Source organism: Erwinia magellanica (assembly GCF_039023495.1).
Classification (GTDB): domain Bacteria; phylum Pseudomonadota; class Gammaproteobacteria; order Enterobacterales; family Enterobacteriaceae; genus Erwinia.
Window position 1 is genome coordinate 235234 of record NZ_JBCHVC010000002.1, and the last position, 25466, is coordinate 260699.

Annotated in this window: 25 protein-coding genes and 1 other RNA gene; 18 read left to right on the plus strand and 8 right to left on the minus strand. The window is 52.9% G+C overall.

The genetic code is table 11. The features are described 5' to 3' along the window. Positions 1-183 precede the first annotated feature (183 nt). The 7 genes from clpP to AAH450_RS08335 all read left to right on the plus strand — a co-directional run bounded on the left by clpP (position 184) and on the right by AAH450_RS08335 (position 8307). Entirely contained in the window at positions 184-807 is a 624-nt protein-coding gene (clpP, locus tag AAH450_RS08305) for an ATP-dependent Clp endopeptidase proteolytic subunit ClpP (RefSeq protein ID WP_024967267.1), read from the plus strand. A gap of 119 nt (positions 808-926) precedes the next feature. After that, positions 927-2201 (plus strand): ATP-dependent protease ATP-binding subunit ClpX, encoded by a 1275-nt coding sequence (clpX, locus tag AAH450_RS08310; protein ID WP_034889769.1) that lies wholly within the window; start codon positions 927-929, stop codon positions 2199-2201. A 187-nt stretch (positions 2202-2388) separates the two neighbouring features. Further along, positions 2389-4743 carry an endopeptidase La gene (lon, locus tag AAH450_RS08315; protein ID WP_342909813.1) on the plus strand — a complete coding sequence of 785 codons (2355 nt, stop codon included), beginning with the start codon at positions 2389-2391 and terminating at the stop codon, positions 4741-4743. A 210-nt stretch (positions 4744-4953) separates the two neighbouring features. Continuing rightward, positions 4954-5226 carry a nucleoid-associated protein HU-beta gene (gene hupB / locus AAH450_RS08320; RefSeq protein WP_306207427.1) on the plus strand — a complete coding sequence of 91 codons (273 nt, stop codon included), beginning with the start codon at positions 4954-4956 and terminating at the stop codon, positions 5224-5226. Positions 5227-5459: 233 nt separating this feature from the next. Continuing rightward, on the plus strand, positions 5460-7328 hold the full coding sequence (gene ppiD / locus AAH450_RS08325) for a peptidylprolyl isomerase (RefSeq protein ID WP_342909814.1): 1869 nt from the start codon (positions 5460-5462) through the stop codon (positions 7326-7328). Positions 7329-7467: 139 nt separating this feature from the next. Further along, positions 7468-7797, plus strand: a complete 330-nt coding sequence (locus tag AAH450_RS08330; RefSeq protein WP_342909815.1) for a helix-hairpin-helix domain-containing protein — start codon at positions 7468-7470, stop codon at positions 7795-7797. Positions 7798-7905: 108 nt separating this feature from the next. Further along, positions 7906-8307, plus strand: a complete 402-nt coding sequence (locus AAH450_RS08335) for an acyl-CoA thioesterase (protein WP_342909816.1) — start codon at positions 7906-7908, stop codon at positions 8305-8307. Positions 8308-8377: 70 nt separating this feature from the next. On the opposite strand, the gene queC is transcribed toward AAH450_RS08335, so the two are convergent. Further along, the gene (gene queC, locus AAH450_RS08340) at positions 8378-9073 is read right to left on the minus strand and encodes a 7-cyano-7-deazaguanine synthase QueC (protein WP_342909817.1); all 696 of its coding nucleotides are present in this window, start codon (positions 9071-9073) and stop codon (positions 8378-8380) included. 65 nt (positions 9074-9138) lie between these two features. Further along, the gene (locus tag AAH450_RS08345; protein ID WP_342909818.1) at positions 9139-10836 is read right to left on the minus strand and encodes an SgrR family transcriptional regulator; all 1698 of its coding nucleotides are present in this window, start codon (positions 10834-10836) and stop codon (positions 9139-9141) included. A 98-nt stretch (positions 10837-10934) separates the two neighbouring features. On the opposite strand from AAH450_RS08345, the gene cof reads away from it, so the two are divergent. Continuing rightward, positions 10935-11756: an HMP-PP phosphatase gene (cof, locus tag AAH450_RS08350; protein WP_342909819.1), complete on the plus strand. Its 822-nt coding sequence runs from the start codon at positions 10935-10937 to the stop codon at positions 11754-11756. 80 nt (positions 11757-11836) lie between these two features. Here the strand turns inward: cof and AAH450_RS08355 are convergent, their stop codons facing one another. Beyond that, entirely contained in the window at positions 11837-12871 is a 1035-nt protein-coding gene (locus AAH450_RS08355) for a PLP-dependent cysteine synthase family protein (RefSeq protein WP_342909820.1), read from the minus strand. A 112-nt stretch (positions 12872-12983) separates the two neighbouring features. Between AAH450_RS08355 and AAH450_RS08360 the strand changes: the two genes are divergently transcribed. From AAH450_RS08360 to amtB, 5 genes are all read left to right on the plus strand, one after another. Next, the gene (locus AAH450_RS08360) at positions 12984-13442 is read left to right on the plus strand and encodes an Lrp/AsnC family transcriptional regulator (RefSeq protein WP_342909821.1); all 459 of its coding nucleotides are present in this window, start codon (positions 12984-12986) and stop codon (positions 13440-13442) included. Between the two features lie 48 nt (positions 13443-13490). Further along, complete coding sequence (locus tag AAH450_RS08365) at positions 13491-15260, plus strand: SmdA family multidrug ABC transporter permease/ATP-binding protein (protein ID WP_342909822.1); 1770 nt, start codon at positions 13491-13493, stop codon at positions 15258-15260. After that, entirely contained in the window at positions 15253-17016 is a 1764-nt protein-coding gene (locus tag AAH450_RS08370) for a SmdB family multidrug efflux ABC transporter permease/ATP-binding protein (protein WP_342909823.1), read from the plus strand. The genes AAH450_RS08365 and AAH450_RS08370 overlap by 8 nt, the downstream gene beginning before the upstream one ends. 272 nt (positions 17017-17288) lie before the next feature. Beyond that, complete coding sequence (gene glnK, locus AAH450_RS08375; RefSeq protein ID WP_342909824.1) at positions 17289-17627, plus strand: P-II family nitrogen regulator; 339 nt, start codon at positions 17289-17291, stop codon at positions 17625-17627. Positions 17628-17656: 29 nt separating this feature from the next. Continuing rightward, a complete protein-coding gene (gene amtB, locus AAH450_RS08380) occupies positions 17657-18946 on the plus strand; it encodes an ammonium transporter AmtB (protein ID WP_342909825.1) in 1290 nt (429 codons plus the stop codon). 51 nt (positions 18947-18997) lie between these two features. Here the strand turns inward: amtB and tesB are convergent, their stop codons facing one another. Continuing rightward, the gene (tesB, locus tag AAH450_RS08385; RefSeq protein WP_342909826.1) at positions 18998-19870 is read right to left on the minus strand and encodes an acyl-CoA thioesterase II; all 873 of its coding nucleotides are present in this window, start codon (positions 19868-19870) and stop codon (positions 18998-19000) included. Positions 19871-20090: 220 nt separating this feature from the next. On the opposite strand from tesB, the gene AAH450_RS08390 reads away from it, so the two are divergent. Then, the gene (locus AAH450_RS08390; protein ID WP_342909827.1) at positions 20091-20648 is read left to right on the plus strand and encodes a YbaY family lipoprotein; all 558 of its coding nucleotides are present in this window, start codon (positions 20091-20093) and stop codon (positions 20646-20648) included. Between the two features lie 24 nt (positions 20649-20672). Here the strand turns inward: AAH450_RS08390 and AAH450_RS08395 are convergent, their stop codons facing one another. Next, the gene (locus AAH450_RS08395; RefSeq protein WP_342909828.1) at positions 20673-20984 is read right to left on the minus strand and encodes an MGMT family protein; all 312 of its coding nucleotides are present in this window, start codon (positions 20982-20984) and stop codon (positions 20673-20675) included. Positions 20985-21218: 234 nt separating this feature from the next. Between AAH450_RS08395 and ffs the strand changes: the two genes are divergently transcribed. After that, positions 21219-21315, plus strand: an RNA gene (ffs, locus tag AAH450_RS08400) — signal recognition particle sRNA small type. 54 nt (positions 21316-21369) lie between these two features. On the opposite strand, the gene AAH450_RS08405 is transcribed toward ffs, so the two are convergent. The 3 genes from AAH450_RS08405 to AAH450_RS08415 all read right to left on the minus strand — a co-directional run bounded on the left by AAH450_RS08405 (position 21370) and on the right by AAH450_RS08415 (position 22495). After that, positions 21370-21588 (minus strand): HHA domain-containing protein, encoded by a 219-nt coding sequence (locus tag AAH450_RS08405; RefSeq protein WP_034889649.1) that lies wholly within the window; start codon positions 21586-21588, stop codon positions 21370-21372. 29 nt (positions 21589-21617) lie between these two features. Further along, positions 21618-21998 carry an Hha toxicity modulator TomB gene (gene tomB, locus AAH450_RS08410; protein WP_306207395.1) on the minus strand — a complete coding sequence of 127 codons (381 nt, stop codon included), beginning with the start codon at positions 21996-21998 and terminating at the stop codon, positions 21618-21620. Positions 21999-22141: 143 nt separating this feature from the next. Beyond that, entirely contained in the window at positions 22142-22495 is a 354-nt protein-coding gene (locus AAH450_RS08415; protein ID WP_342909829.1) for a hypothetical protein, read from the minus strand. Between the two features lie 415 nt (positions 22496-22910). Between AAH450_RS08415 and AAH450_RS08420 the strand changes: the two genes are divergently transcribed. Genes AAH450_RS08420 through AAH450_RS08430 form a run of 3 tightly spaced genes read left to right on the plus strand, consistent with a single transcriptional unit; the run spans position 22911 to position 25332 of the window. Beyond that, a complete protein-coding gene (locus tag AAH450_RS08420) occupies positions 22911-23588 on the plus strand; it encodes a metal ABC transporter ATP-binding protein (protein ID WP_342909830.1) in 678 nt (225 codons plus the stop codon). Between the two features lie 2 nt (positions 23589-23590). Further along, positions 23591-24457 (plus strand): metal ABC transporter permease, encoded by an 867-nt coding sequence (locus AAH450_RS08425; protein ID WP_342910368.1) that lies wholly within the window; start codon positions 23591-23593, stop codon positions 24455-24457. Next, positions 24454-25332, plus strand: coding sequence for a metal ABC transporter substrate-binding protein (locus tag AAH450_RS08430; RefSeq protein WP_342909831.1), 879 nt, complete (start codon positions 24454-24456; stop codon positions 25330-25332). The genes AAH450_RS08425 and AAH450_RS08430 overlap by 4 nt, the downstream gene beginning before the upstream one ends. Positions 25333-25466 lie beyond the last annotated feature (134 nt).

The window sequence follows — 25466 nt, forward strand, 5'->3', positions numbered from 1 at the left end:
GCTTAAAACGTTGTTATGCTTGAATCAGCGGGGCAGCATCCCCAAATAGAACATTATGGCGTATCACCCTCTGTCTTGTTGCCCTCCAGAAAAGTGGGGGAGTGTAATGGAAACATAGTGTTCCGGATCGCACTCAAGTAGAATTGGTACGGAGTGTTGCCTAATAAAACCCAGGAGAAGGTAATGTCCTACAGTGGCGAACGTGAACAAACTGCACCTCATATGGCTTTAGTGCCGATGGTAGTCGAACAAACCTCTCGCGGAGAGCGTTCTTACGACATTTTTTCTCGCCTGCTTAAAGAGCGTATTATTTTCCTGACCGGTCAGGTCGAGGATCATATGGCGAACCTGATCGTCGCTCAGATGCTGTTTCTGGAAGCTGAGAACCCGGAAAAAGATATTCACCTTTATATCAACTCTCCTGGTGGCGTGATCACTGCTGGGATGTCGATTTACGACACCATGAAGTTTATCAAGCCAGACGTCAGCACCATCTGTATGGGCCAGGCTTGCTCAATGGGCGCGTTCCTGCTGACGGCAGGGGCCAAAGGCAAGCGTTACTGTCTGCCTAACTCCCGCGTGATGATTCACCAGCCGCTGGGCGGCTATCAGGGCCAGGCGACGGATATTGAAATCCACGCGCGTGAAATTCTTAAAGTGAAGCAGCGTATGAACGAGCTGATGGCTGAACATACGGGCAAAACTCTTGAAGAAATAGAGAGAGACACAGAACGCGATCGTTTCCTGTCTGCGAGCGAAGCTGTAGAGTATGGGCTGGTAGATTCCATCCTGACGCATCGCACGTAAGCCCGATGCCCATCCGTCGTCTATAGTAAAAGATGGGATTGAGCTACGAATGAGGGTGCCGCAAGGCGGCATCATCGCCGCAACAGAGTGCGGACGAAGATAATAGAAGAGGTTAACTGATGACAGATAAGCGCAAAGACGGTTCAGGAAAGCTGCTGTACTGCTCTTTCTGCGGCAAAAGCCAGCATGAAGTGCGCAAGCTGATCGCCGGCCCGTCAGTGTATATCTGCGATGAGTGTGTCGATTTATGCAATGACATCATTCGCGAAGAGATTAAAGAAGTCGCACCGCATCGTGAGCGTAGTGCACTGCCGACGCCGCATGAAATCCGCCATCACCTCGACGATTATGTGATCGGCCAGGAGAGGGCGAAAAAAGTGCTCGCCGTGGCGGTTTATAACCACTACAAGCGCCTGCGCAATGGCGATACCAGCAACGGTATTGAACTGGGCAAAAGTAACATCTTGCTGATCGGTCCAACCGGTAGCGGTAAAACACTGCTGGCGGAAACGCTGGCTCGCCTGCTGGATGTGCCGTTTACAATGGCAGATGCCACCACGCTGACCGAAGCGGGTTATGTGGGTGAAGATGTTGAAAACATCATTCAGAAGCTGCTGCAAAAATGCGATTATGATGTGCAGAAAGCGCAGCGCGGCATCGTCTACATCGATGAAATTGATAAGATTTCTCGTAAGTCCGATAACCCATCCATCACCCGTGATGTCTCGGGCGAAGGCGTTCAGCAGGCACTGCTGAAGCTGATTGAAGGGACCGTGGCGGCCGTGCCTCCGCAGGGTGGACGTAAGCATCCGCAGCAGGAATTCCTGCAAGTGGATACCTCCAAGATCCTGTTTATCTGTGGGGGCGCGTTTGCCGGACTGGACAAGGTAATTTCTCAGCGTGTTGAAACCGGATCGGGTATCGGTTTTGGTGCCACGGTGAAGGGCAAAGCAGAGAAGGCTACCGAAGGTCAGCTGCTGGAGCAGGTTGAGCCAGAAGATCTGATCAAGTTTGGCCTGATCCCTGAGTTCATCGGCCGTCTGCCCGTTGTGGCAACGCTGAACGAGCTGAGTGAAGAAGCGCTGATCCAGATCTTACGCGAGCCGAAAAACGCCCTGACCAAACAGTATCAGGCGTTGTTCAATCTGGAAGGGGTAGACCTGGAGTTCCGTGACGAAGCGTTGACGGCGATTGCCAAAAAAGCGATGTCACGTAAAACCGGCGCCCGTGGCCTGCGTTCTATCGTTGAAGGCGCGCTGCTGAATACCATGTACGACCTGCCTTCAATGGATGATGTGGAAAAAGTGGTGATTGACGATTCAGTGATCGAGGGTCAAACCGAACCGATGCTGATCTACGGAAAACAGGAAGCGCAACAGGCTTCTGGTGAATAAATAACCACATCTTTCCAGTCAGTTATCATTAAAAGGGGGAATTTATTCCCCCTTTTGTTTTTCTCTCGCAGATAACATTGAATCTCTTACATTCATCCCCATATACTCAACTACCTGTGGGTAAAACTGCTACTCGCCTGTTGCGGTTCCCATCACCCTGGCGGAAATTAAACTAAGAGAGAGCTCTATGAATCCTGAGCGTTCTGAACGCATTGAAATCCCTGTGTTGCCGTTGCGTGACGTAGTGGTTTATCCGCACATGGTAATTCCGTTGTTCGTCGGTCGTGAGAAATCGATTCGCTGCCTTGAAGCCGCCATGGATCATGATAAAAAAATCATGCTGGTCGCTCAGAAAGAAGCTTCAACGGATGAGCCAGGCATTAACGATCTTTTCTCTGTAGGCACTGTGGCCTCTATTCTGCAAATGCTGAAGCTGCCGGACGGCACGGTAAAAGTGCTGGTAGAAGGCTTGCAGCGTGCGCATATCACGACGCTTGCGGACAATGGCGATCATTTTACTGCCCAGGCGGAATACCTGGCTTCACCTGATATCGATGAGCGCGAGCAGGAAGTACTGGTGCGTACCGCGATCAATCAGTTTGAAGGCTATATCAAGCTGAACAAAAAGATCCCGCCTGAAGTACTGACCTCGCTGAACAGCATTGAAGATGCTGCGCGTCTGGCAGATACCGTTGCGGCGCATATGCCACTGAAGCTGGCGGACAAGCAGTCTGTGCTGGAGATGTCAGACGTTAACGAACGTCTGGAGTATCTGATGGCGATGATGGAGTCAGAGATTGATCTGCTCCAGGTGGAAAAACGTATCCGCAATCGCGTTAAAAAACAGATGGAAAAAAGCCAGCGCGAATACTATCTGAACGAGCAAATGAAGGCGATTCAGAAAGAGCTGGGCGAAATGGACGATGCGCCTGACGAAAACGAAGCGCTGAAACGCAAAATTGATGCGGCGAAAATGCCGAAAGAAGCGCGCGACAAAACTGAAGCTGAGCTACAGAAGCTGAAGATGATGTCCCCGATGTCGGCAGAAGCAACCGTGGTGCGTGGCTATATCGACTGGATGGTTCAGGTTCCGTGGAACGCGCGTAGCAAGGTCAAGAAAGACCTGGTGAAAGCGCAGGAAACGCTGGATACCGACCACTTTGGCCTGGAACGCGTCAAAGACCGCATTCTGGAATATTTGGCAGTTCAGAGCCGCGTAAGCAAAATCAAAGGCCCTATCCTGTGTCTGGTAGGACCGCCAGGCGTGGGTAAAACCTCGCTGGGACAGTCCATTGCCAGAGCGACCGGACGCAAATATGTCCGTATGGCGCTGGGCGGCGTGCGTGATGAAGCGGAAATCCGTGGTCACCGCCGTACCTACATCGGCTCTATGCCGGGCAAATTGATCCAGAAAATGGCAAAAGTCGGCGTAAAAAACCCGCTGTTCCTGCTGGATGAAATTGACAAAATGTCTTCGGACATGCGTGGCGATCCCGCTTCAGCGCTGCTGGAAGTGCTGGACCCGGAACAGAACATCGCTTTTAACGACCATTACCTGGAAGTGGATTACGATCTCTCCGACGTAATGTTTGTGGCGACCTCTAACTCCATGAACATCCCTGCGCCGCTGCTGGATCGTATGGAAGTGATTCGTCTTTCTGGTTACACCGAAGATGAAAAACTTAACATTGCCAGGCAGCACCTGCTCTCCAAGCAGATTGAGCGTAACGCACTGAAAGACAATGAAATCACTGTTGAAGACAGCGCCATTGTCAGTATCATTCGTTACTATACGCGTGAAGCGGGTGTGCGTAGCCTTGAGCGCGAGCTTTCCAAGCTGTGCCGTAAAGCGGTTAAAACGCTGCTGATGGATAAAACCGTCAAGCATATCGTGATCAACGCCGATAACCTGAAAGATTATCTCGGCGTGCAGCGTTATGACTACGGTCGCGCTGATAACGAAAACCGCGTAGGGCAGGTAACGGGGCTGGCGTGGACGGAAGTGGGCGGCGATCTGCTGACCATTGAAACCGCCTGCGTGCCGGGTAAAGGCAAGCTCACTTATACCGGTTCGCTGGGTGAAGTGATGCAGGAATCTATCCAGGCGGCACTGACCGTTGTGCGCGCTCGTGCAGAGAAGCTGGGCATCAATGGTGACTTCTACGAAAAACGTGATATTCACGTTCACGTTCCGGAAGGCGCTACACCAAAAGATGGCCCAAGTGCGGGTATCGCTATGTGTACCGCTCTGGTCTCCTGTCTGACCGGTAACCCGGTGCGTGCAGACGTGGCGATGACGGGTGAGATCACCCTGCGTGGCCAGGTTCTGCCCATCGGCGGCCTTAAAGAGAAGCTGCTGGCTGCACACCGTGGTGGTATTAAAACGGTGCTGATCCCTGATGAAAACAAGCGCGATCTGGAAGAGATCCCGGATAACGTGATTGCCGATCTGGATATACATCCGGTGAAGCGCATCGAGGAAGTGCTGATGCTTGCGCTGCAAAACGCCCCTTACGGCATGCAGGTAGCCACCGCAAAATAGTGATATAAGACAAAAAGACGCCAAAACCAGAGCTGGCAGGTAAATTGGGACTTGCCAGCTTTTTTTTGTGCCGTTAATTTAGAGTGCTGTTAAGCCAGTGACGGCTCTGCCGTGTCAGGCGTGACAAAGCTGAATCCAGATAATTGATGCGCGTTCGTATCGGGTGGGAAGCCCGGCTACGAAGTGAATAATAAAATAGGGGATTATTGAGTGAATAAGTCACAGTTGATCGACAAAATTGCTGCAAACGCCGACATTTCTAAAGCAGCAGCGGGACGTGTACTTGATGCTTTCATGGGCTCGGTGTCAGATTCACTGAAAGAAGGCGATGAAGTGGCACTGGTTGGCTTTGGCACGTTCTCTGTGCGCGAGCGTTCTGAGCGTACCGGTCGCAACCCACAAACCGGTAAAGAGATCACTATCCCAGCGGGTAAAGTACCAGGCTTCCGTGCCGGTAAAGCGCTGAAAGACGCCGTAAACTAAGGGCGGTATGCATCCACCGCGGCAATTTCTTCGGTGGAGTGAGGATTGTCTGAGCGTTCTCATGTACCATACGGGGCACATCACTACAGATGTGCCTTTTTTTATGTTTCAATGGCATTTGCGAGTTGCGGTTAACGGCGTGCGGTTTGCAACGCAGGCGTATAATGTTCCCGGGAAAAGGGGACGAAAGCGCAAAGGTTTACATTCATACTACAGCGGAGTGTTGTCACACCATGATGGACAATTTACGCGCGGCGTCGAACCATGTCGTGCTCAAAATTATATTGGCTTTGATCATTCTGTCTTTCGTGTTAACCGGGGTGGGCAACTACCTGATTGGGGGAAACGGAGATTATGCCGCCAAGGTTAACGGACAGGAAATCAGCCGGGCACAGCTTGAGAACGCCTTCTCTAACGAACGGTCACGTCAACAGCAGCAGTTAGGTGAGCAGTTCTCACAGCTCGCTGGCAACCCAGCCTGGATGCAGCAGATCCGCCAGCAGGCGCTCTCTCAGCTGGTTGATGAAGCGCTGCTGACGGGCTATGCCAAAGATCTGAAACTGGCTATCAGTGACGACCAAATCAAACAGGCCATCTTCAGCCAGCCTGCTTTCCAGACCAACGGTAAATTTGATAATGCTAAATACCTTGGCCTGATTAATCAGATGGGCTTTTCTGCCGATCAGTATGCTGAAGCGCTGCGTAAGCAGTTGACGACCCAGCAGCTGATTGCAGCAGTAACAGGCACTGACTTTATGCTCAGCGGTGAAACGGATTCGCTGGCTGCGCTGGTTTCTCAGGAACGTCTGGTTCGTCAGGCTACGATCAACGTCGCTGCACTGGCTGCTAAGCAGAGCGTTACCCCGGAAGAGATCAAAAACTACTACGAGCAAAACAAAAACAGTTTTATGTCGCCTGAGCAGTTCCGCGTGAGCTACATCAAACTGGATGCAGCGTCCATGCAGGAACCGGTGAGCGAAGGGGAGATCCAGAGCTGGTACGATCAGCATCAGGGCGATTACACCCAACCTCAGCGCAGCCGTTACAGCATCATTCAGACCAAAACAGAAGCGGATGCGCAGGCTGTTCTGGATGCGCTGAAAAAAGGCGGTGACTTTACCGCACTGGCCAAAGAGAAGTCTGTCGATCCTATCTCTGCCCGTCATGGCGGCGACATGGGCTGGCTGGAGCCGGACACCACGCCGGACGAGTTGAAAAATGCCGGGCTGAAGGAGAAAGGTCAGCTCTCTGGCGTAATCAAATCTTCCGTTGGTTTCCTGGTTGCTCGTCTGGATGATGTTCAGCCGCAGCAGATAAAACCGCTGGCTACCGTGCATGATGATATTGCTGCGAAAGTGAAGCAGGAAAAAGCCGTCGATGCTTACTACAAACTCCAGCAGAAAGTCAGCGATGCAGCAAGCAACGACAACGAATCACTGGTCGGTGCTGAACAGGCTGCTGGCGTGAAAGCGGTAGAGACGGGCTGGTTCAGCCATGATAACCCGCCAGCCGAGCTTAATTTTAAGCAGGTTGAGCAGGCTATTTTCAACGGCGGTTTAGTGGGTGAGAACGGCGCGCCGGGCAATAACTCTGACATCATTACCGTTGATGGCGATCGGGCCTTTGTACTGCGCGTCAGCGCTCACAAACCTGAAGCCGTGAAGCCGCTGGCTGAAGTGACGGCACAGATTACCGATACGCTGAAAATGCAGAAGGCGCAGCAGCAAGCCAAAGCACAGGCTGAAAAACTGCTGGCCGATCTGAAAGCGGGCAAAGATGAGGCGATGAAAGCCGCTAATCTGAGCTTCGGTAGCCAGAAGACGCTGACGCGTAACGGCCAGGATGCCGCAACACAGGCGGCCTTTACCCTGAGCCAGCCTGCGAAGGGCAAACCTTCTTATGGCATCAGTGAAGATGGTGAAGGTAACGTGCTGCTGCTGGCGCTTGATGAAGTTCGCAGTGGTACCCTGCCGGATGCGCAGAAAAAAGCGATGGTTCAGGGCGTGACGCAGAATAACGCGCAAATTGCCTTTGAAGCGCTGCTGAGCAACCTGCGTAAAGAAGCTAAAATCAAATATGGTGCAGCTGCACAGGCCCAGTAAGCCTCGCAAAAATCCTGCAACGATTTGAATCCCGAAAGGCCGCTTATGCGGCCTTTTCCAGTTTTGTACTCCTCCCTTTGTCTGCTTTTTCTCTTTGCAGTAGGGTAGCCATGCTGTCAAACACATGGAGGATTACAGCATGCAAAATAAACTTAAAGCCTTATGTTTCACGATGATAATGAGTGCAGGCGCCCTGGCTGCCCTGCCGGTGAAGTCAGCCGAACCTGCCCCCGCTTCGGCACAGGTTGCCATCGCTACGGATAAAGAAGCCGCTGCGCAAGTCAGCCTTAATCAGGCCAGTGCAGAAGAGCTGGCCGCGGCACTTAATGGTGTTGGCATAAAAAAAGCGGAAGCGATTGTCAGCTACCGGGAACAATATGGCGATTTTACGGAGATAGAGCAGCTAAAGGAGGTACCCGGCATTGGCAATGCGCTGGTGGAGCGGAATCTTTCACGGCTTAAATTGTGACTGCCTTCGCGAGTTTGAGTTGTCGATCGCCGCAGGGCAATAACCGCTGCTAACCTGTAGAGGTCATACCAGTTGGTGTGACCTCTCACTTAAAGGGGCAATGCCGTTATGTTCACCACTATCAAAGTCCGTGGCTACCATCTGGATGTTTATCAGCACGTGAATAATGCCCGCTATCTGGAGTTTCTGGAGGAGGCACGGTGGGAATGGCTAGAGCGGCTGCCGTCGTTCGACTGGATGAAAGAGAATCATCTGGCGTTTGTGGTGGTTAACATCAATATTAATTACCGACGGCCAGCGGTAATGGGCGATGTGCTGAATGTTCACAGCAGTCTGGTGCAGTTGGGCGGTAAAAGTGGCGTAATAGGTCAGACGGTGACGCTGGCTCCCGGGGGAGAAGCCATTGCTGATGCCACGCTGACCTTTGTCTGTATCGATCTGCGCACGCAAAAGGCGCAGCCGATGGAAGGAGAGCTTAAAAGCCGGATGGAGGAGATGCTGTCCGTCTGACCCGTACTTTTAAGCAGAAGAGGGGATAATTGTCAGCCTGACCCGCTCTTTTAAGCAGAAGAGTCGCTTCTCAGCGTAATCCGGTCTTGCGCTGCATTTCAGCCATCACGCGGGCAGTGTCAGCCTGATAGTCGTTAAGGCCATTGGCCCGAAGATGGCAGGCAGCGCATTCGCCACAGCCGTCCCCTTTGATGCCGTTATAGCAGGTCAGCGTCTCATTGCGTACCAGCGGCAGCTGCTGCCAGTAGTCAGCCAGTGCCCAGGTTTCCGCTTTATTCAGCCACATCAGCGGCGTTTCGAAACGGACTTCCCGCGCCATTCCAAGCTTCACTGCATGATTCAGAGCCTTAACAAACTCATCGCGGCAGTCGGGGTAGCCAGAGAAATCGGTTTCACATACGCCGGTGATCACCGCTTCCGCTTCAACCTGATAAGCGTAAACGGAGGCCAGCGTCAGGAACAGGATATTGCGTCCCGGCACAAAAGTGCTGGGCAGGCCGCTGGCTTCGGGATCGTACGCCGGAACCGGAATGCTGTCTCTGGTCAGACTGCTGACGGCCAGCTCATTGAGCATCGTCACGTCCAGCACTTTATGCGCGCGGGCGCCAAGAGAAAGAGCGAGCTGCCGGGCAATATCGATTTCTGCACGATGGCGTTGACCATAATCGAAGGTGACGCAATGCACCTCATCATACTGTTGCAAAGCCTGAATCAGACAGGTTGTTGAATCCTGTCCACCGCTGAAAACCACCACTGCACGTTTCATTTTTTCACCTTATTGATCTGTTACACCCTATGGTACTGCCTGCGTTGGCAGAAAGGTAGTTCTGCTCAGGCAAGCGGCAGGGGAGGAGGGATCCACGCACGGGAAAAGTCGAACCAACCCCAGGCATTCAGCGTGATGCCTTCCACATCCGGCGGTGCGCTCACCTGATAGCGATAATTAAACAGCGGCGTGATGGCAGGCTGCGCCATAAGTTGATGAAACGTCTCCTGAAGCCCTGCGGAACGTTTGCTCTCTTCGCTGTAACGCTGGATGCGGTCAAGCTCATTCAGCAGCAGCGACCAGGCCTCTTTCCCTAATACCGTGGGCCACAAAGGGTCCAGCCTTATCCAGCTTTCCAGCGTGAACTCAGGCGCTTCGCCAATCAGACGATCGCCCATAATAATGTCAGCCTTATCAAGCGCCGTGTAGCCCAGCCAGTTTTTAGCCGGGTGAAAATGCAGAGTGAGCTGGCAGCCTTCTGAGGCCAGCATCTCCCGCAATTTCTCTGCCATGGCATGCAGTTCAACCGGCAGGTGATAATGAAGATTTAACGTGGCGGGTAGGGTGACATCCTGCCGCTCGTCAGCCTCTGGTACGGGCCATTCCGGCAGCATCCCCTGGCTTGGCGTGATCAGCCCTTCATCCAGGGGGAGTTCCTCAATAAGCTTTTTACTGCGGATTAATGCCACTATTTTTTCTGCCTGATGAGAGGAGAGGGCGTCATGCTTCAGGGCCAGATAACAAAAACCCAGGCTAATCCTCCGGCTTACCGGGCGCAGCAGGGCAAACTCATGCTGTTCGCCAATGGCTATCTGTACCGGATGCCGGCAGCTGGTTCCCAGGGTTTTGTCAAAAAGCTGCGGGGTTATCCAGTACTCAATCATCTGCATCAAAGGCTGCACGCCATGATAACGCTCATGATTTTCCAGCCTGACCAGCTCTGCTGACCAGTGGCTCAGGCGCCACGGCCCTGTGCCGGAGTGGGGATCGTCCGGGTGGGTTAACAGACACGGAACGGTAGCGAGGCGCCAGCTTAGCCAGTAGTCAGGCTGATGCAGATCGATACGCAGACAGAGAGCCTGTGGCAGCGACACCGACTTCACGCTGGCAAGCAGTCTCTCTCCTGTTGGGCTTGCCACAATGCGTTGCAGACTTTTCATTAACTGTAACGAAGAGACGCGTTCGCCGTCATGCCAGAAAAGCTGTGGACGCAGAAAGAAGAACCAGCTCAGGCCGTCGGCACTGCACTGCCAGTGGTGAGCAAGATCGGGTAACACGCGGTCATCTTTGAAGCGGGTGAGGCCGGAAAATATCTGGCTTGCAAGATGCTGCTCCGCTCTTCCGGGCAGCTCAAGCGGGTTCAGGCCTTCAAGCGGGCGATAATAAGGAATACGCAGCGTGGGGCGGTCATCCAGCCACTTTCCGCCCATATAGGGCTTCAGCAGATGGTTGAGCTGCTCCGGGGCGAGTTGGACCAGCTCCAGCGCCTGATGGGAAAGCCCCTGCTCCAGCTGATGCTGAAGCAACGCCGCCCTGAGCTGGGCCGGCGACTGTAAAAAGATAAGTTCTCCCCTTTTCCCCCGGCCCGACTCTGCCTGCCAGCTCAGCCAGCCCAACTGCTGCCACTGATTCATTAACGTCCGCACATGACGTTCACTGCAAATACAGCGTAAAGCAATTTCTGCCACGTTGGTCAGCTGCTTCTCACCCATGCTGGCCTGCCAGAGTCGTTGATACTGATTGAGTCGGTTAAGCTGGCGCATCTCTAAACCCGGAATAGTTTTCCAAAAGTATTCACTATTAGTTCCGCAAATACCAGGTGATACTCTGACCTGACGAAAAAACAGGCACTGGAGAGATCATGGCACGTCTGGCGGCATTTGATATGGATGGCACCTTGCTGATGCCCAATCATCAGCTTGGTGAGAAAACGGTTACCGCTTTGCGGGCGCTAAACGAGAGGGGCGTACTGCTGACCTTTGCCACCGGCCGCCACTGGCTGGAGATGCAGCCGCTGATTGCTGATTTCCAGCTGAGTGCCTGGCTTATCTCCGGTAACGGCACCCGTGTGCATGACCAGCAGGGGAAGCTGCTTGCGGCGAGCGATCTCTCTCCCCAGGTGGCTGAAGAGGTGATCCATACCCGTTGGAATACGACGGCAAGCCTGCACGTTTTTAACGATCAGGGCTGGCTGACGGAGCAGGACGTACCCTATATTCTTCAGGCACACCAGATGAGTGGATTTCGCTATACGCTGACCGATCTCAAGCGTATTCCTGCCCATCAGGTGACCAAGATCTGTTTTATAGCGGAACACAATGAGCTGTGCCGGCTTCAGGGCGAACTCAGGGATGCGCTGGGCGACCGTGCTCATCTCTGTTTTTCTGCACGGGATTGTCTGGAAGTGCTGCCGCCGGGCTGTAACAAAGGCACGGCTCTTGATTCATTAGCCACTTCACTGGGCTTTACGCTGGCGGAGTGCATGGCGTTTGGTGATGCGATGAATGACCGCGAAATGCTTGAAACCGTAGGACGGGGCTTCATCATGGGAAATGCGATGAACCAGCTGAAGTCGTTGTTGCCTCATTTACCTGTTATCGGGCATTGCGAGACGCAGGGCGTTTCGCACTATCTGAATCACTGGCTTACCACCCCCCACCTCGACTATTCCCCCGAATATTGAGGCCTTAATGCCAGGCAGGAAGCCCGGCGTTTGGATACTGCTGCTTTTTTGCAGTCTGCCGGACAGGATAGTCCGGCATTTTATTCCAGCATCTGCTGCCAGGGCGTGATATCGCCAATCTGTTCCGCGACCCATTGCGGATTGTAGTAACTCTCCAGATAGCGTTCTCCACTGTCGCAGAGCAACGTCACAATCGCGCCTGAACGTTTCTCTTCCGCCATTCTTTTGGCAACCTGCAAAGCCCCCCAGACGTTGGTTCCTGTGGATGCGCCAGGCTTACGGCCAAGCTGTTTTTCCAGCCAGAGCATGGTGGCGATGCTTGCCGCATCCGGTACCTGAATGATTTCATCTACCACATCGGCAATAAACGAAGGCTCTACGCGGGGACGACCAATGCCTTCAATTTTCCCGCCGCGCGTGTTGCGCAGCGACTTATCCCGCTGATGCCAGTAGTCATAGAAGACGGAGTTTTCCGGATCGACCACCGTAAGCTTTGTGGCATAGCCCTGATAGCGCAGGTAGCGCCCAATAGTTGCTGATGTACCGCCGGTTCCGGCACTCATGACAATGCTTTCAGGCACCGGGAAGGGTTCATTTTTCATCTGCTGAAAAATACTGTCCGCAATATTATTGTTGCCACGCCAGTCTGTCGCCCGCTCAGCAAAAGTAAACTGATCCATAAAATGGCCGTTCAGCTCACGGGCCAGCCGTTCGGACTCTGCATACATCTGACAGGGATCGGCGACAAAATGGCAGCGTCCGCCATAGAGAGCGATCTGCTCGACTTTACGTTTTGCCGTGGTGGCTGGCATCACCGCAATAAAAGGCAACCCCAGTAAACGGGCAAAGTAGGCTTCTGAAACGGCGGTACTGCCGGAAGACGCTTCAATAATTGGCGTTCCCTCTTTAATCCAGCCATTGCATAAGCCGTAAAGGAACAGCGATCTTGCCAGTCGATGCTTAAGGCTGCCGCTGGGATGCGTGCTCTCATCTTTCAGGTAGAGCCAGATCCCCGGAAACGCTTTCAGCGGCAGGCGAATAAGATGCGTGTCTGCCGATCGCTGTATATCGGCGTTAATCTCTGAAATGGCGTGTGATACCCATGGATCTGACATAGTGTTGCCCCTGCAAAATTTGGTTAAGAGTACGGCATTAATCGGAAAAAAGGCTTACTCTCTTTCCTGTAAAATGGCTGAATAAGAGAATAATTTTCTCCGGGAGCGAGTAATGACAGATAAAACAGACCTGAAACTGCTGGCTTTGCTTCAGAAGGATTGCACCCTGTCACTTCAGGCGCTGGCAGATGCGGTGCACCTCACCACCACCCCCTGCTGGAAACGGTTGAAAAGGCTGGAGGATGAGGGCTATATTCGCGCCCGTGTTGCGCTGCTGGACGCCGATAAACTTGATCTGTCACTGACGGCGTTTATGCTGATCAAAACTCAACAGCACAGCAGCAGCTGGTATCAACAGTTTGTTGAGGTGGTACAGGCAATGCCGGAAGTGATGGGCTGCTACCGCATGGCGGGAGAATATGATTACCTTTTACGCCTTCAGGTCGCAGACATGAAAACCTATGACGCTTTCTATAAACGTTTAGTGAACGGGGTTCCAGGTTTACTGGATGTCACTTCGAGCTTTGCGATGGAAGAGATAAAGTACACTACTGCGCTGCCGTTGAAATGAGGTGGACGCCTGCTTTGACCTTGCTCAATCATAACCGGGACGTTTTCAGTGCGACTTTTTAGCCAACTAAGCTGGTATTTTATTCGCGAGTGGCGTCGCTACCTTGGGGCGGTTTTTCTGTTAATCGTCATTGCTGTTTTACAGCTGGTGCCGCCAAAAGTGGTCGGCACGATCGTGGACGGCTTTTCCCGGCAGCAAATGAGCACCTCACAGCTGATGATATGGGTTGGCGTAATGCTGCTGACGGCCGTGGTGGTTTATCTGCTGCGCTATGTCTGGCGCGTACTGCTGTTCGGCGCCTCCTACCAGCTTGCGGTGGAGCTGCGGCAGGATTTCTATCGTCAGCTCAGCCGCCAGCACCCTGAGTTTTACCTTCGTCACCGTACCGGCGACCTGATAGCGCGCGCAACCAACGATGTTGACCGAGTGGTTTTTGCCGCCGGCGAGGGCGTGCTGACACTGGTAGACTCGCTGGTGATGGGGCTGGTTGTGCTGTTTGTGATGAGCACGCAGATCAGCTGGCAGTTAACCCTGCTGGCGCTGCTACCAATGCCCATTATGGCGCTGGTTATCAAACGTTATGGCGACCAGTTGCATAGCCGCTTCAAGGTTGCCCAGGCGGCTTTCTCCTCCCTGAACGATCAGGCTCAGGAAAGCCTGACCAGCATCCGCATGATTAAAGCCTTTGGCCTGGAAGATCATCAGTCAGGTCAGTTCGCCAACATTGCCCGCGATACCGGCAAGAAAAATCTGCGGGTGGCGAGAGTGGATGCCCGTTTCGATCCCACTATCTATATCGCCATTGGCATGTCAAACCTGCTGGCAATTGGCGGCGGCAGCTGGCTGGTCTGGCACGATCAGATGACGCTGGGGCAGCTGACCAGCTTTGTGATGTACCTTGGCCTGATGATCTGGCCAATGCTGGCGCTTGCGTGGATGTTTAATATTGTCGAGCGCGGCAGCGCAGCCTGGAGCCGGATCCGCTCCCTGCTCTCTGAAGCGCCTGCCGTTGAGGATGGCGCGAAAGTGCTGCCTGAAGCGCGCGGCCCGCTGCAAATCGCTATCCGGGAATTCTGTTATCCTGGCGCTCAGCATCCTTCCCTTCGTTACGTTAACGTCAGCCTGAAACCGGGCCAGATGCTCGGTCTGTGCGGCCCAACGGGTTCCGGAAAGAGCACGCTGCTGAGCCTGATCCAGCGCCACTTCGACATTGCACAGGGGGATATCCGCTATCACGGCATTCCGCTGACGCAGCTTCGCCTGGATAGCTGGCGCAGTCGGCTGGCGGTAGTGAGCCAGACACCGTTTCTCTTCTCAGATACGATTGCCAATAATATCGCCCTGGGGCGTCCCACCGCTAAACAGAGTGATATTGAAGAGGCGGCCAGGCTGGCAAACGTCCATGACGATATTCTCCGCCTGCCTGAAGGCTATGAAACGGAAGTGGGCGAGCGGGGCGTCATGCTCTCTGGCGGACAGAAGCAGCGTATCTCCATTGCGCGGGCGCTGTTACTGGATGCCGAAATCCTGATTCTGGACGATGCGCTATCCGCTGTGGACGGGCGTACAGAGCACCTGATCCTGCATAATCTCCGGCGCTGGGGAGAGGGAAGAACAGTGATCATCAGCGCGCACCGTTTATCTGCCCTGACCGAAGCCAGCGAAATTCTGGTGATGCAAAAAGGGAGTGTGGCCCAGCGAGGGCAGCATGAGCAGCTGGTAACTGAGCCAGGATGGTATCAGGAGATGTACCGCTATCAGCAGCTTGAAGCTGCGCTGGATGATGAAGAGAGCGAAAAGGGGGTTCCCCATGGCTAAGATGACCCAACTCTGGCCCACCCTGAAGCGCCTTTTGAGCTATGGTTCGCCCTGGCGAAAATCTCTGGGCCTGGCTGTGCTACTGCTGTGGATTGCGGCGGCGGCAGAGGTGCTTGGCCCGATTCTGGTCAGCTACTTTATCGATAATATGGTGGCGAAGCATCGGATGCCGCTGGGGCTGGCAGCGGGACTGGCGGTCAGCTTTATCCTGTTGCAAATTCTGGCGGCTTCGCTGCACTACTGGCAGGCGTTACTGTTTAACCAGGCGGCGGTTGGCGTGGTTCAGCAGCTGCGAATGGACGTGATGGATGCTGCGCTGCGCCAGCCATTAAGCGCTTTTGATACTCAGCCAGTAGGGCAGATTATCTCTCGCGTTACCAATGATACGGAAGTTGTCCGCGATCTCTATGTCACCGTGGTGGCCACCGTTTTACGCAGTGCCGCGTTGATTGGCGCCATGCTGGTGGCGATGTTCAGCCTCGACTGGCGTATGGCGCTGGTTGCGATTGCCATTTTCCCCGCCGTAGTGACGGTGATGCTGATCTATCAGCGTTACAGCACGCCAATAGTGCGTCGGGTACGCAGTTATCTGGCTGATATTAATAATGGCTTCAATGAAGTGATTAACGGCATGAGCGTGATCCAGCAGTTTCGCCAGCAGGCCCGTTTTGGTGAGCGGATGGGAGAGGCCAGTCGTTCACACTATCTGGCGAGGATGGAAACGCTGAAGCTGGATGGCTTTTTACTGCGTCCTCTTCTGAGTTTGTTCTCGGCCATGATCCTTTGCGGGCTGATGATGCTGTTTGGTTTCTCGGCGGCCGGTAGCATAAAAGTTGGCGTGCTCTATGCCTTTATCAATTACCTGGGGCGGCTTAATGAACCGCTGATCGAGCTGACCACGCAGCAGTCTATGCTGCAACAGGCTGTGGTTGCCGGAGAGCGAATTTTTGAACTGATCGACGCTCCCCGCCAGCATTATGGTGCGGACACCCGGCCTCTGGCCTCTGGCGAGATAGAAATCAAAGGGTTGACCTTTGCCTATCGCGATGATCGCAACGTATTAAGCGATATCTCGCTCCATGTACCCTCACGAAATTTTGTGGCGCTGGTGGGGCACACGGGCAGCGGTAAAAGCACGCTGGCCAACCTGATGATGGGCTACTACCCGATACGTCATGGCGAGATCTCTCTGGATGGCAGACCACTCAGCCAGCTTAGCCATAGCGTGTTACGTCAGGGCGTGGCGATGGTCCAGCAGGACCCGGTGGTACTGGCGGATACCTTTTTCGCCAACATCACGCTGGGCCGTGATATCAGCGAAGAAGCGGTGTGGCAGGCGCTTGAAACGGTGCAGCTAGCCGAACTCGCCCGCAGCCTTGCCAATGGCATCCATACCCGGCTGGGCGAGCAGGGGAATAATCTCTCCGTCGGGCAGAAGCAGCTGCTGGCGATGGCGAGAGTGCTGGTGGCTGCGCCGCAGATCCTGATCCTGGATGAAGCTACGGCAAATATCGATTCTGGTACTGAACAGGCGATCCAGAAAGCGCTGAAAGCCGTGCGGGAACAGACCACCCTGGTGGTGATCGCTCACCGGCTCTCCACGATTATCGAGGCTGATACCATTCTTGTTTTGCACCGTGGATGTGCTGTCGAGCAGGGCAGCCACCAGGCACTGCTGGAAAAACAGGGCCGTTACTGGCAGATGTACCAGTTGCAGCAGGTTGGCGAAGAGCTGGAAGTGAGCGAAGAAGCGTAATTTTTTACCGCTTCGCTGCACCACAATCAGGCGAGAAATTGCCTTAAACGACCGCTCTGCACAAATTTAAAGCGCAACGCACCTTTATGGTGCGTTTTTTCTGCGCGGATTTCGGCGGGCTGTGGCGGAACAAGAGATAACGCTGACAAGAAACTCAGAGCGGGACTGACTAATCTTCTGAAAAATGCCAATTTATAATTTATGGCACAGCCTTTGCTTTAATCCTTCCGTGTTGGGCGCATCAACCATTTTCCATACCTGGAGGGGATCGTATGAAGCTGGTTACCGTGGTAATCAAACCGTTTAAGCTGGAAGACGTGCGTGAAGCATTGTCCTCTATCGGTATTCAAGGGCTTACCGTTACCGAAGTAAAAGGTTTTGGTCGCCAGAAGGGGCATGCAGAACTTTATCGCGGTGCTGAGTACAGCGTGAACTTCCTGCCAAAAGTAAAAATAGATATTGCCATTGCAGATGACCAGCTTGATGAAGTGGTTGATATGATCAGCAAGGCGGCTTACACCGGCAAAATCGGTGACGGTAAGATTTTTGTTGCGGAACTGCAGCGTGTCATCCGTATTCGCACTGGCGAAACGGATGAAGCTGCGCTGTAGGGGCTTAGAATAGTGAAGGATGGAATAAAATGAATAAAAAAATTGCTACATTCGGCCTCGCCACCCTGGCTTTATTACCCTCGCTTGCGATGGCTGCGGCACCCGCAGTGGCTGATAAAGCCGATAACGCCTTTATGATGATCTGCACCGCTCTGGTGCTGTTTATGACTTTACCAGGTATTGCCCTGTTTTACGGCGGTTTAATCCGCGCCAAAAACGTTCTCTCCATGATGACTCAGGTTGCCGTGACCTTCGCTATGGTCTGCGTTTTGTGGATGGTTTATGGCTACTCGCTGGCTTTCAGTGAAGGGAACGCCTTCTTTGGCGGCTTCAGCATGGCTATGTTGAAAAACATTCAGCTGACGTCGCTGGTTGGCTCCTTCTACCAGTATATCCACGTCTCATTCCAGGCCTCATTCGCCTGTATCACCGTGGGGCTGATTGTAGGGGCTATCGCTGAACGCGTTCGCTTCTCCGCCGTACTGATCTTTGTGGCTATCTGGCTGACCTTCTCTTATCTGCCTATTGCGCACATGGTCTGGTCTGGTGGTCTACTGGCTCAGGACGGCGCGCTGGACTTCGCTGGCGGCACCGTTGTACACATCAACGCTGCTGTGGCTGGACTGGTGGGCGCTTACCTGGTAGGCAAACGCGCTGGCTTCGGTAAAGAAGCCTTCAAGCCCCATAATCTGCCGATGGTCTTTACCGGCACCGCTATTCTGTACGTGGGCTGGTTTGGCTTCAACGCTGGCTCTGCCAGTGCGGCCAACGAAATTGCTGGGCTGGCCTTTATTAACACCGTAATGGCCACCGCAGGCGCAATGCTGAGCTGGACCTTCGGTGAGTGGGCGCTTCGCGGCAAGCCTTCACTACTGGGCGTCTGCTCTGGCGTGATTGCCGGTCTGGTCGCTATCACCCCAGCCTGTGGCTATGTTGGCGTGGGCGGTGCGCTGATAATTGGTATCGTTGGTGGACTTGCAGGTATCTGGGGTGTGACCACTCTGAAGAAATGGCTGCGTGTTGATGACCCTTGCGATGTATTCGGCGTGCACGGCGTGTGCGGCATCGTTGGCTGTATTCTCACTGGCGTCTTCGCTTCCTCTTCACTGGGCGGCGTGGGCTACGCAGAAGGCGTGACGATGGGCCATCAGGTCTGGATCCAGCTGTTCAGCGTAGGCGTGACCGTCGTCTGGACCGGCGTGGTTGCCTTTGTCGCCTTCAAAGTGGCAGATATGATTGTTGGCCTGCGTGTTCCGGAAGAGCAGGAACGTGAAGGTCTGGACGTAAACAGCCACGGCGAGAATGCTTACAACCAGTAATGGAATGGCTAAAAGAAGAGAAAGAAGAACGGCTCCCTCGGGAGCCGTTTTTTATTGCTGCTGCGTCTGCCGGAGGCGCATCACGCCCTCCTGCACGGTAGAAGCAACCAGCGTGCCATCCTGAGTATAAAACTCCCCGCGAACAAACCCTCTGGCGCCGGAAGCAGAGGTACTCTCCACGCTGTAGAGTAGCCACTGATTCAGGTCGAAAGGGCGATGGAACCACATGGAGTGATCGATGGTGGCAACCTGCATGCCTGGCTCCAGAAACCCTTTGCCATGCGGCTGCAACGCGACCGGCAGAAAATTAAAGTCTGAGGCATAGCCCAGCAGATATTGGTGGATCCGCTTATCTTCCGGCATAGTGCCGTTGGCACGGATCCAGACGTGCCGGGTCGGCTCATCCACATGTCCCTTTAAGGGGTTATGAAACTTAACGGGGCGGATCTCAAAAGGCTTTTCAGAGAGAAATTTCTCGCGCGCTTTTTCAGGAATAAAGTGGGCTAACTGCCTGGCCATCTCACTTTCGCTGGTCAAATTATCTGGTCCGGGCACCTCTGGCATCCGTTTTTGATGCTCATATCCGCTCTCTGGCGCCTGAAATGAAGCAGTCATGTAAAAGATGGGATGTCCATTCTGTACCGCACTCACTCTTCTGGCGCTGAAACTTTGCCCGTCGCGCAGCGTTTCCACATCATAGATAATCGCTTTTTGGCTGTCGCCGGGACGTAAAAAATAGCTGTGAAAAGAGTGAATGATCCGGTCCGCCGGCACGCTCTGTTTTGCCGCATACAGCGCCTGACCTACCACCTGGCCACCAAACACCTGGCGCAATCCCAGGTCTTCGCTCTGACCGCGGAACAGACCCTCTTCCAGCTTTTCCAGATTCAACAAATTTAACAGGTTTTGCAAAGCGTGACTCATGGCGGCCATCCTCATTGATCGTCTTACCTTCAGTGTGCGAGATCCGACCAGTTAAGGTCAACGGGTCAGCAAAAATTATCTTTGCTGAAGGGAGGATAAAAAGGCTGCCAGGCAAAATCAGTAACTTGTGCCAGAATTAAAGCTAACAGAACAGCAAACCGCTGCTCTTCAGGCTAACAGAAACATCAACCTCTACATTGATAGCAAGGAGATTAAATCAATGAAAGTCTGGCCAATATTAACAGGTGCCGCACTGGCGGTTGCACTCTCAGGATGCGCTGATAAAGGGAAGGACGTACCTACTGCCACGCTGGCCTCTCAGGTAGCGGGTGAGCAGGCTACGCTACGGCAGCCTAACGTCAGTGGTACGGTGTATATCCGTCAGCGCGTGTCGCTGCCACCGGATGCGGTACTAACCGTCACGCTCTCTGATGCTTCTATTGCCGATCAGCCTTCAAAAGTCCTGTCACAACGCGCGGTAAGAACAGAAGGCAAGCAGGCGCCTTTCAACTTTATTCTGCCTTTCAATCCGGCTGATGTTCAGCCAAACGCCCGAATTCTTTTGAGCGCGGCGATCACGGTGGACGGTAAAATGATGTTTATCACCGATAACGTCAAACCGGTGATTAATAATGGTGGTAATAAGCAGGAGTTGTTACTGGTTCCGGTCCCTTCAATGGCTATGCCGACGCAAAGCGGGGCGGCGACCACAGTACCTTCTACTTCGCCAACGCAGATCACGCCTTCTTCATCGGTGCCTGCTCCGAACTCCCTGTAAGCTATTCCGCCCCCCAGGGGGCGGTTATCCCTGCCAGCGATAGAGGCTGAGCATCACTTTTCCTTCCGGGCTGACATCCACCCCTTCCTGAAGCAGAGCATGGCGCTGCCGATCCAGATCGTCACCTGTTAAAGAGATTTCGCCTGACCTGTTTATAACCCGATGCCAGGGAAGTTTACTGCCTTCCGGCAGGCGCCTGAGTACGCCACCAACCTGTCGGGCCGCTCGCGGAGAGCCTGCCAGACGGGCGATATCACCATAGGTGGTGACTTTACCGCAGGGGATGGCGGCCAGAATTTGGTAGATGCGCTGCTGAAAAGTATCGAAGTGATCCATAATTGCTCCCTGGTTCGATCTCAACAATAATCGAAACGGCAGAACATCTGAAGCAATTTCATGAAGTTATCGGGCCGTTATCAGCCCGCGCTGCGTCGGCTTTGAAAACAAGCAGATAGCAGTAAGAAAGGATTTGCACAAGAAAGCAACGGTCATCCGGCACAGGCTTGCAATTGCCTGAGCCTTCATTGATAATGCCCTCGCTCCATCTGATGGAGCACTCAATGGGGGCCCGGTTGGTTCTCCCGCAATGCTAACTTGTGAACTCGGTCAGATCCGGAAGGAAGCAGCCGCAGCAGGTGACGCGTGTGCCGGGATGTAGCTGGCAGGGCCCCCACCCAATTCTGCTTTACCCTGCCAGCCTTCTCTTTCTTATCAAAAAAACTTATCGAACAAATTTCCAGACAGATACCGGAATTTTATCGTAAAGCTTATTCATCGTCAGTTCAGCCAGACGGTGATCCGCAGCAGAATAAAATACGGCCAGTTCATTATCGGATAATTCGTATTTGTTTTTTTCAATCACACGTTCCAGCGTGTCGATAGAACGACAACGTCTTAAACGCATCAGATAATCAGTTTTAGTCAGGAGTTTATCTGTCATTGTTAAACCGTAGAAAAAATAAAGGGTTGCTAAAATGAATGGCTCGTCTGTATCGGCACGAGAGCGCATTCCTCTGCGAAAATGTTGAACAATCGTTTCGCTGATTTTTGCCAGCGCTGCAAATCCTGAACATTAATGCCGTAATTACTGAAGAGCATAAATGTATCATCAAGATATTCATCTATCTGACTAATCAAGTCACTATCTTCGATATGTTTGATTTTGTAATTCATGGTGAAAGCAGCAATATGCTCAATCAAATCGTTGAGCTGTAAATTGACCGCAGATGTAGGATCGTTAACCCAGCCATGATGACTGTCACCTAATGTTGCCAGGCTTTCGTCATACAAATTTTCACACACGAATTTCAGTTGGGCGATATCATGCCTTTTTGGTGAGTATTCGTCCATCTTTTTCCCCTCCATAGCGAGTGAAAGATGCCGTTAGCGCGGGCTTTCAGCGTTGAGTATGGCAGGAAGTGATAATTAAGCTTAACCTAAAAATATTAATAAATATAACGTCAGCAATTTTATTTGCACGCTATTAGGTGCTATTACAATTCATCCGCTGAGGTTGACTGCTCAGTTTGAATGAAATCAAAAATCAGTTGTCCCGGCTGGTACTCGAAATGCACAGTTTCAAAAGTGGTTTCATCTTCATCAATATCAAGACAGGCATTGAAAACGTTCCAGCGGAAGCTGTATCTCATCTTATAACGCGATTCCCCAGAATGTTCTATAGAAATAATTTTTATGCTTTCGGGAACATATTGCGCATTTTGTGAATACCATAACAGCGAACCGGTTAGCGACGTTTCTATTTTGGGAATAATCCGCTGAACGTTTTCTGAAAGCAGATTCAGATCCGGTTCAATACCTTTGTCAGGAATGGGAATAGATTTGCGCATTTTTTCCCCACAGAGTTAATTAACGCTTATAGAGATAATTAGTCGGCTTGATGGATTTATCAAGGCTGTTTAGCACACTTCAGACTATCTTAATGATTTGTTTCTTATTTATCTTAGTAGATAATGCGCTTTTTCGCGACATCAGTTTGCGGGAAGTTGAAAAAAGTTTATATAACATCAAGTCCCTGAACGTTATTAGCAGGTAATACTTAGATACACTTTCGTGAGTGCCTTCATACTCAGGCAACGTATGATAATTGTTATATTATAACATAACAATGGTCACCCTTATGCCGTCCCCTCACTCTCTGGTTCACTTCGGTACCTTGTTTACCTACTCTGTCCTGGTGCGCCTGGCGATATCTTCATCAGTCATTCTGCTGCTGGCAGGCCTGACATATTGGGCGGCCGTGTGATGATTACCTTAAATCAGCTCAGAGCAGGCTATCAGGGCAGGGCAGTAACGCCTCTTTTGCAAGGAGAATTCCAGAGAGGATCTCTGACCGCCCTGATTGGCGCTAACGGTTCCGGGAAGTCTACCTTGTTGAAAACGATGGCTGGTTTACTGCCTCCTGTTAGCGGTTCAGTCACTATAGCGCAAGCACCCGCTTCTCTTGCCTGGCTGCCCCAGCAGGCAGAAATAGAGAAGAGCTTTCCCATCACCGTTTTTGATTTGGTCGCGATGGGATGCTGGCAACAATGTGGCTGGTTTGGTTCGGTAAACCAGCAGCTTCGTCAGAATGTCATGGCGGCGCTGAGCAAAGTTGGCATGCTGGATTTTGCTACTGCATCACCGGGTACTTTATCGGGTGGTGAGTTGCAACGGGTGCTCTTTGCTCGTTTGTTAATCCAGAACGCCGGGCTGTTATTGCTTGATGAACCTTTTGCCGCCATAGACAGCCAGACCAGTGAATTATTGATGAAGCTGTTGCAGGAGCGTCATCAGGCAGGCTGCACGGTAATCGTTGTCCTGCATGATATGGCTACCGTTGATAAATTTTTTCCTCAGAAGCTTCGTCTTACCAACAGCCATGCTGAATGGTCTGGTATGAGTAGACCGGTAACACGGCTGCGCAGCCAGGGGGCATGCTGATGCTGACGCTGCTTCATCCCTTTATCGAATTCGGCTTTATGCGTCGGGCGCTGGTCGCCTGCATCGCTCTTTCACTCAGCGCGACACCGTTAGGCGTATTTCTGTTGCTGCGCAGAATGAGTCTGGTTGGGGATGCGCTGTCTCATGCCGTGCTGCCCGGTGCCGCTATAGGTTATTTGATTTCAGGCCTGTCGCTGGTAGCGATGGGAATTGGAGGGATTATTGCCGGTCTGTCCGTGGCGCTGTTGTCCGGTGCGGTCAGCCGCTACACGCCGTTAAAGGAAGATGCCAGCTTTGCTGGCTTCTATCTCGGCTCGCTGGCCACAGGCGTCACGCTAGTTTCTCTCCGCGGTTCCAGTATTGACCTGCTGCACGTACTGTTTGGCTCCCTGCTGGCTGTGGACAATCCTTCCATTCTGCTGGTCAGCACCATTTCTGCCCTGACAATGGCGGTGCTGGCCCTGATTTACCGCCCCCTGGTGATTGATGCGTTTGATCCTGGTTTTTTACGCGCGCAGAACCGCTGGGTCGCTACTTTAGTACACGGCATCTTTCTGGTTCTGGTGGTCACCAATCTGGTAGCGGGTTTCCAGGTGCTGGGAACGCTAATGTGCGTGGGGCTGATGATGCTGCCAGCTGCTGCTGCTCGCTTCTGGGGCCGGGAACTTCCGGCCATGATTGCCGCCGCGATGATTCTGGCATTGCTTGCCAGCTTTAGCGGACTTATTGCCTCCTTCTTTCTCTCACTGCCTGCCGGACCGGCGGTGGTATTAAGCGCCGCAGTTCTGTTTTTTATCTCGATTTTAGTGGGGCCATGCGGTGGGATCCTGCGTCCGCGCCCCTTTTCAACTGGTAAGGAGAAAGTATGAAGAAGTTACCTGTAGCCCTGGCACTGGCGGGAATGGTGCTCACCCCAATGGCGATGGCAAAAGCTGTGAATAGCGTTGCCAGCTTTTCCGTGCTGGCGGACATTGTAAAAGAAGTTGGAGGTGAGCACGTTAAGGTGAAGAGTCTGGTTGGGCCGGATGGTGACCCGCACAGCTTTGAACCCACGCCGCAGGACAGCCAGGCGCTGGCGCAGGCGCAGGTGGTGTTTGTCAGTGGGCTGGGGCTGGAAGGGTGGATGGATCGCCTTATCACCGCCTCCGGCTATAAGGGCAAAGTGATTGTCTCTTCCCAGGGGGTCGCCACCCGCTCTATGGAAGAGGAGGGCAAAACCATTACCGACCCGCATGCATGGAACAGCATGAAGAATGGCGCGGTGTATGCCAGCAATGTCATGAATGCCCTGATCGCCGCCGATCCTGAAGATGCAGACTATTTCCGTCAGCGTGGCTCTGCCTATATTAGTCAGTTAAATAAGCTGGATAGCTGGGCCGCTGAACGCTTTGCGGCCATTCCTCAGGCGAAGCGCAAAGTGCTGACCAGCCACGATGCTTTTGGCTATTTCGGCCAGCGTTACGGCGTGAGCTTTATGTCACCGGTAGGGTTTTCCACCGAGTCAGAAGCCAGCGCTTCTGATGTGGCCAGACTGATCACGCAGCTCAAAACTGAGCATATTCACCGTTACTTCATTGAAAACCAGACCGATCCGCGGCTGGTTAAGCAGATTGCTTCTGCCTCTGGCGCAAAACCGGGTGGCGAACTCTTTCCGGAAGCCCTGACGAAAAAAGGCGGCGAGGCTGATACTTACGTGGCAGCATTTCAGCACAACGTTAATGTCATGATTAGCAGCATGAAATAATCAGCATCACGGCCACACAGGGTGGCCGTCTTTCAGCTGATAAAGCGGCGATGATGCCTTCTGGCTATAGCGAATAAGGTAGCGGCAACAGAGAGCTATCCACAGCAAGTCTTTTGAGCCACCGTGGCCAAAAA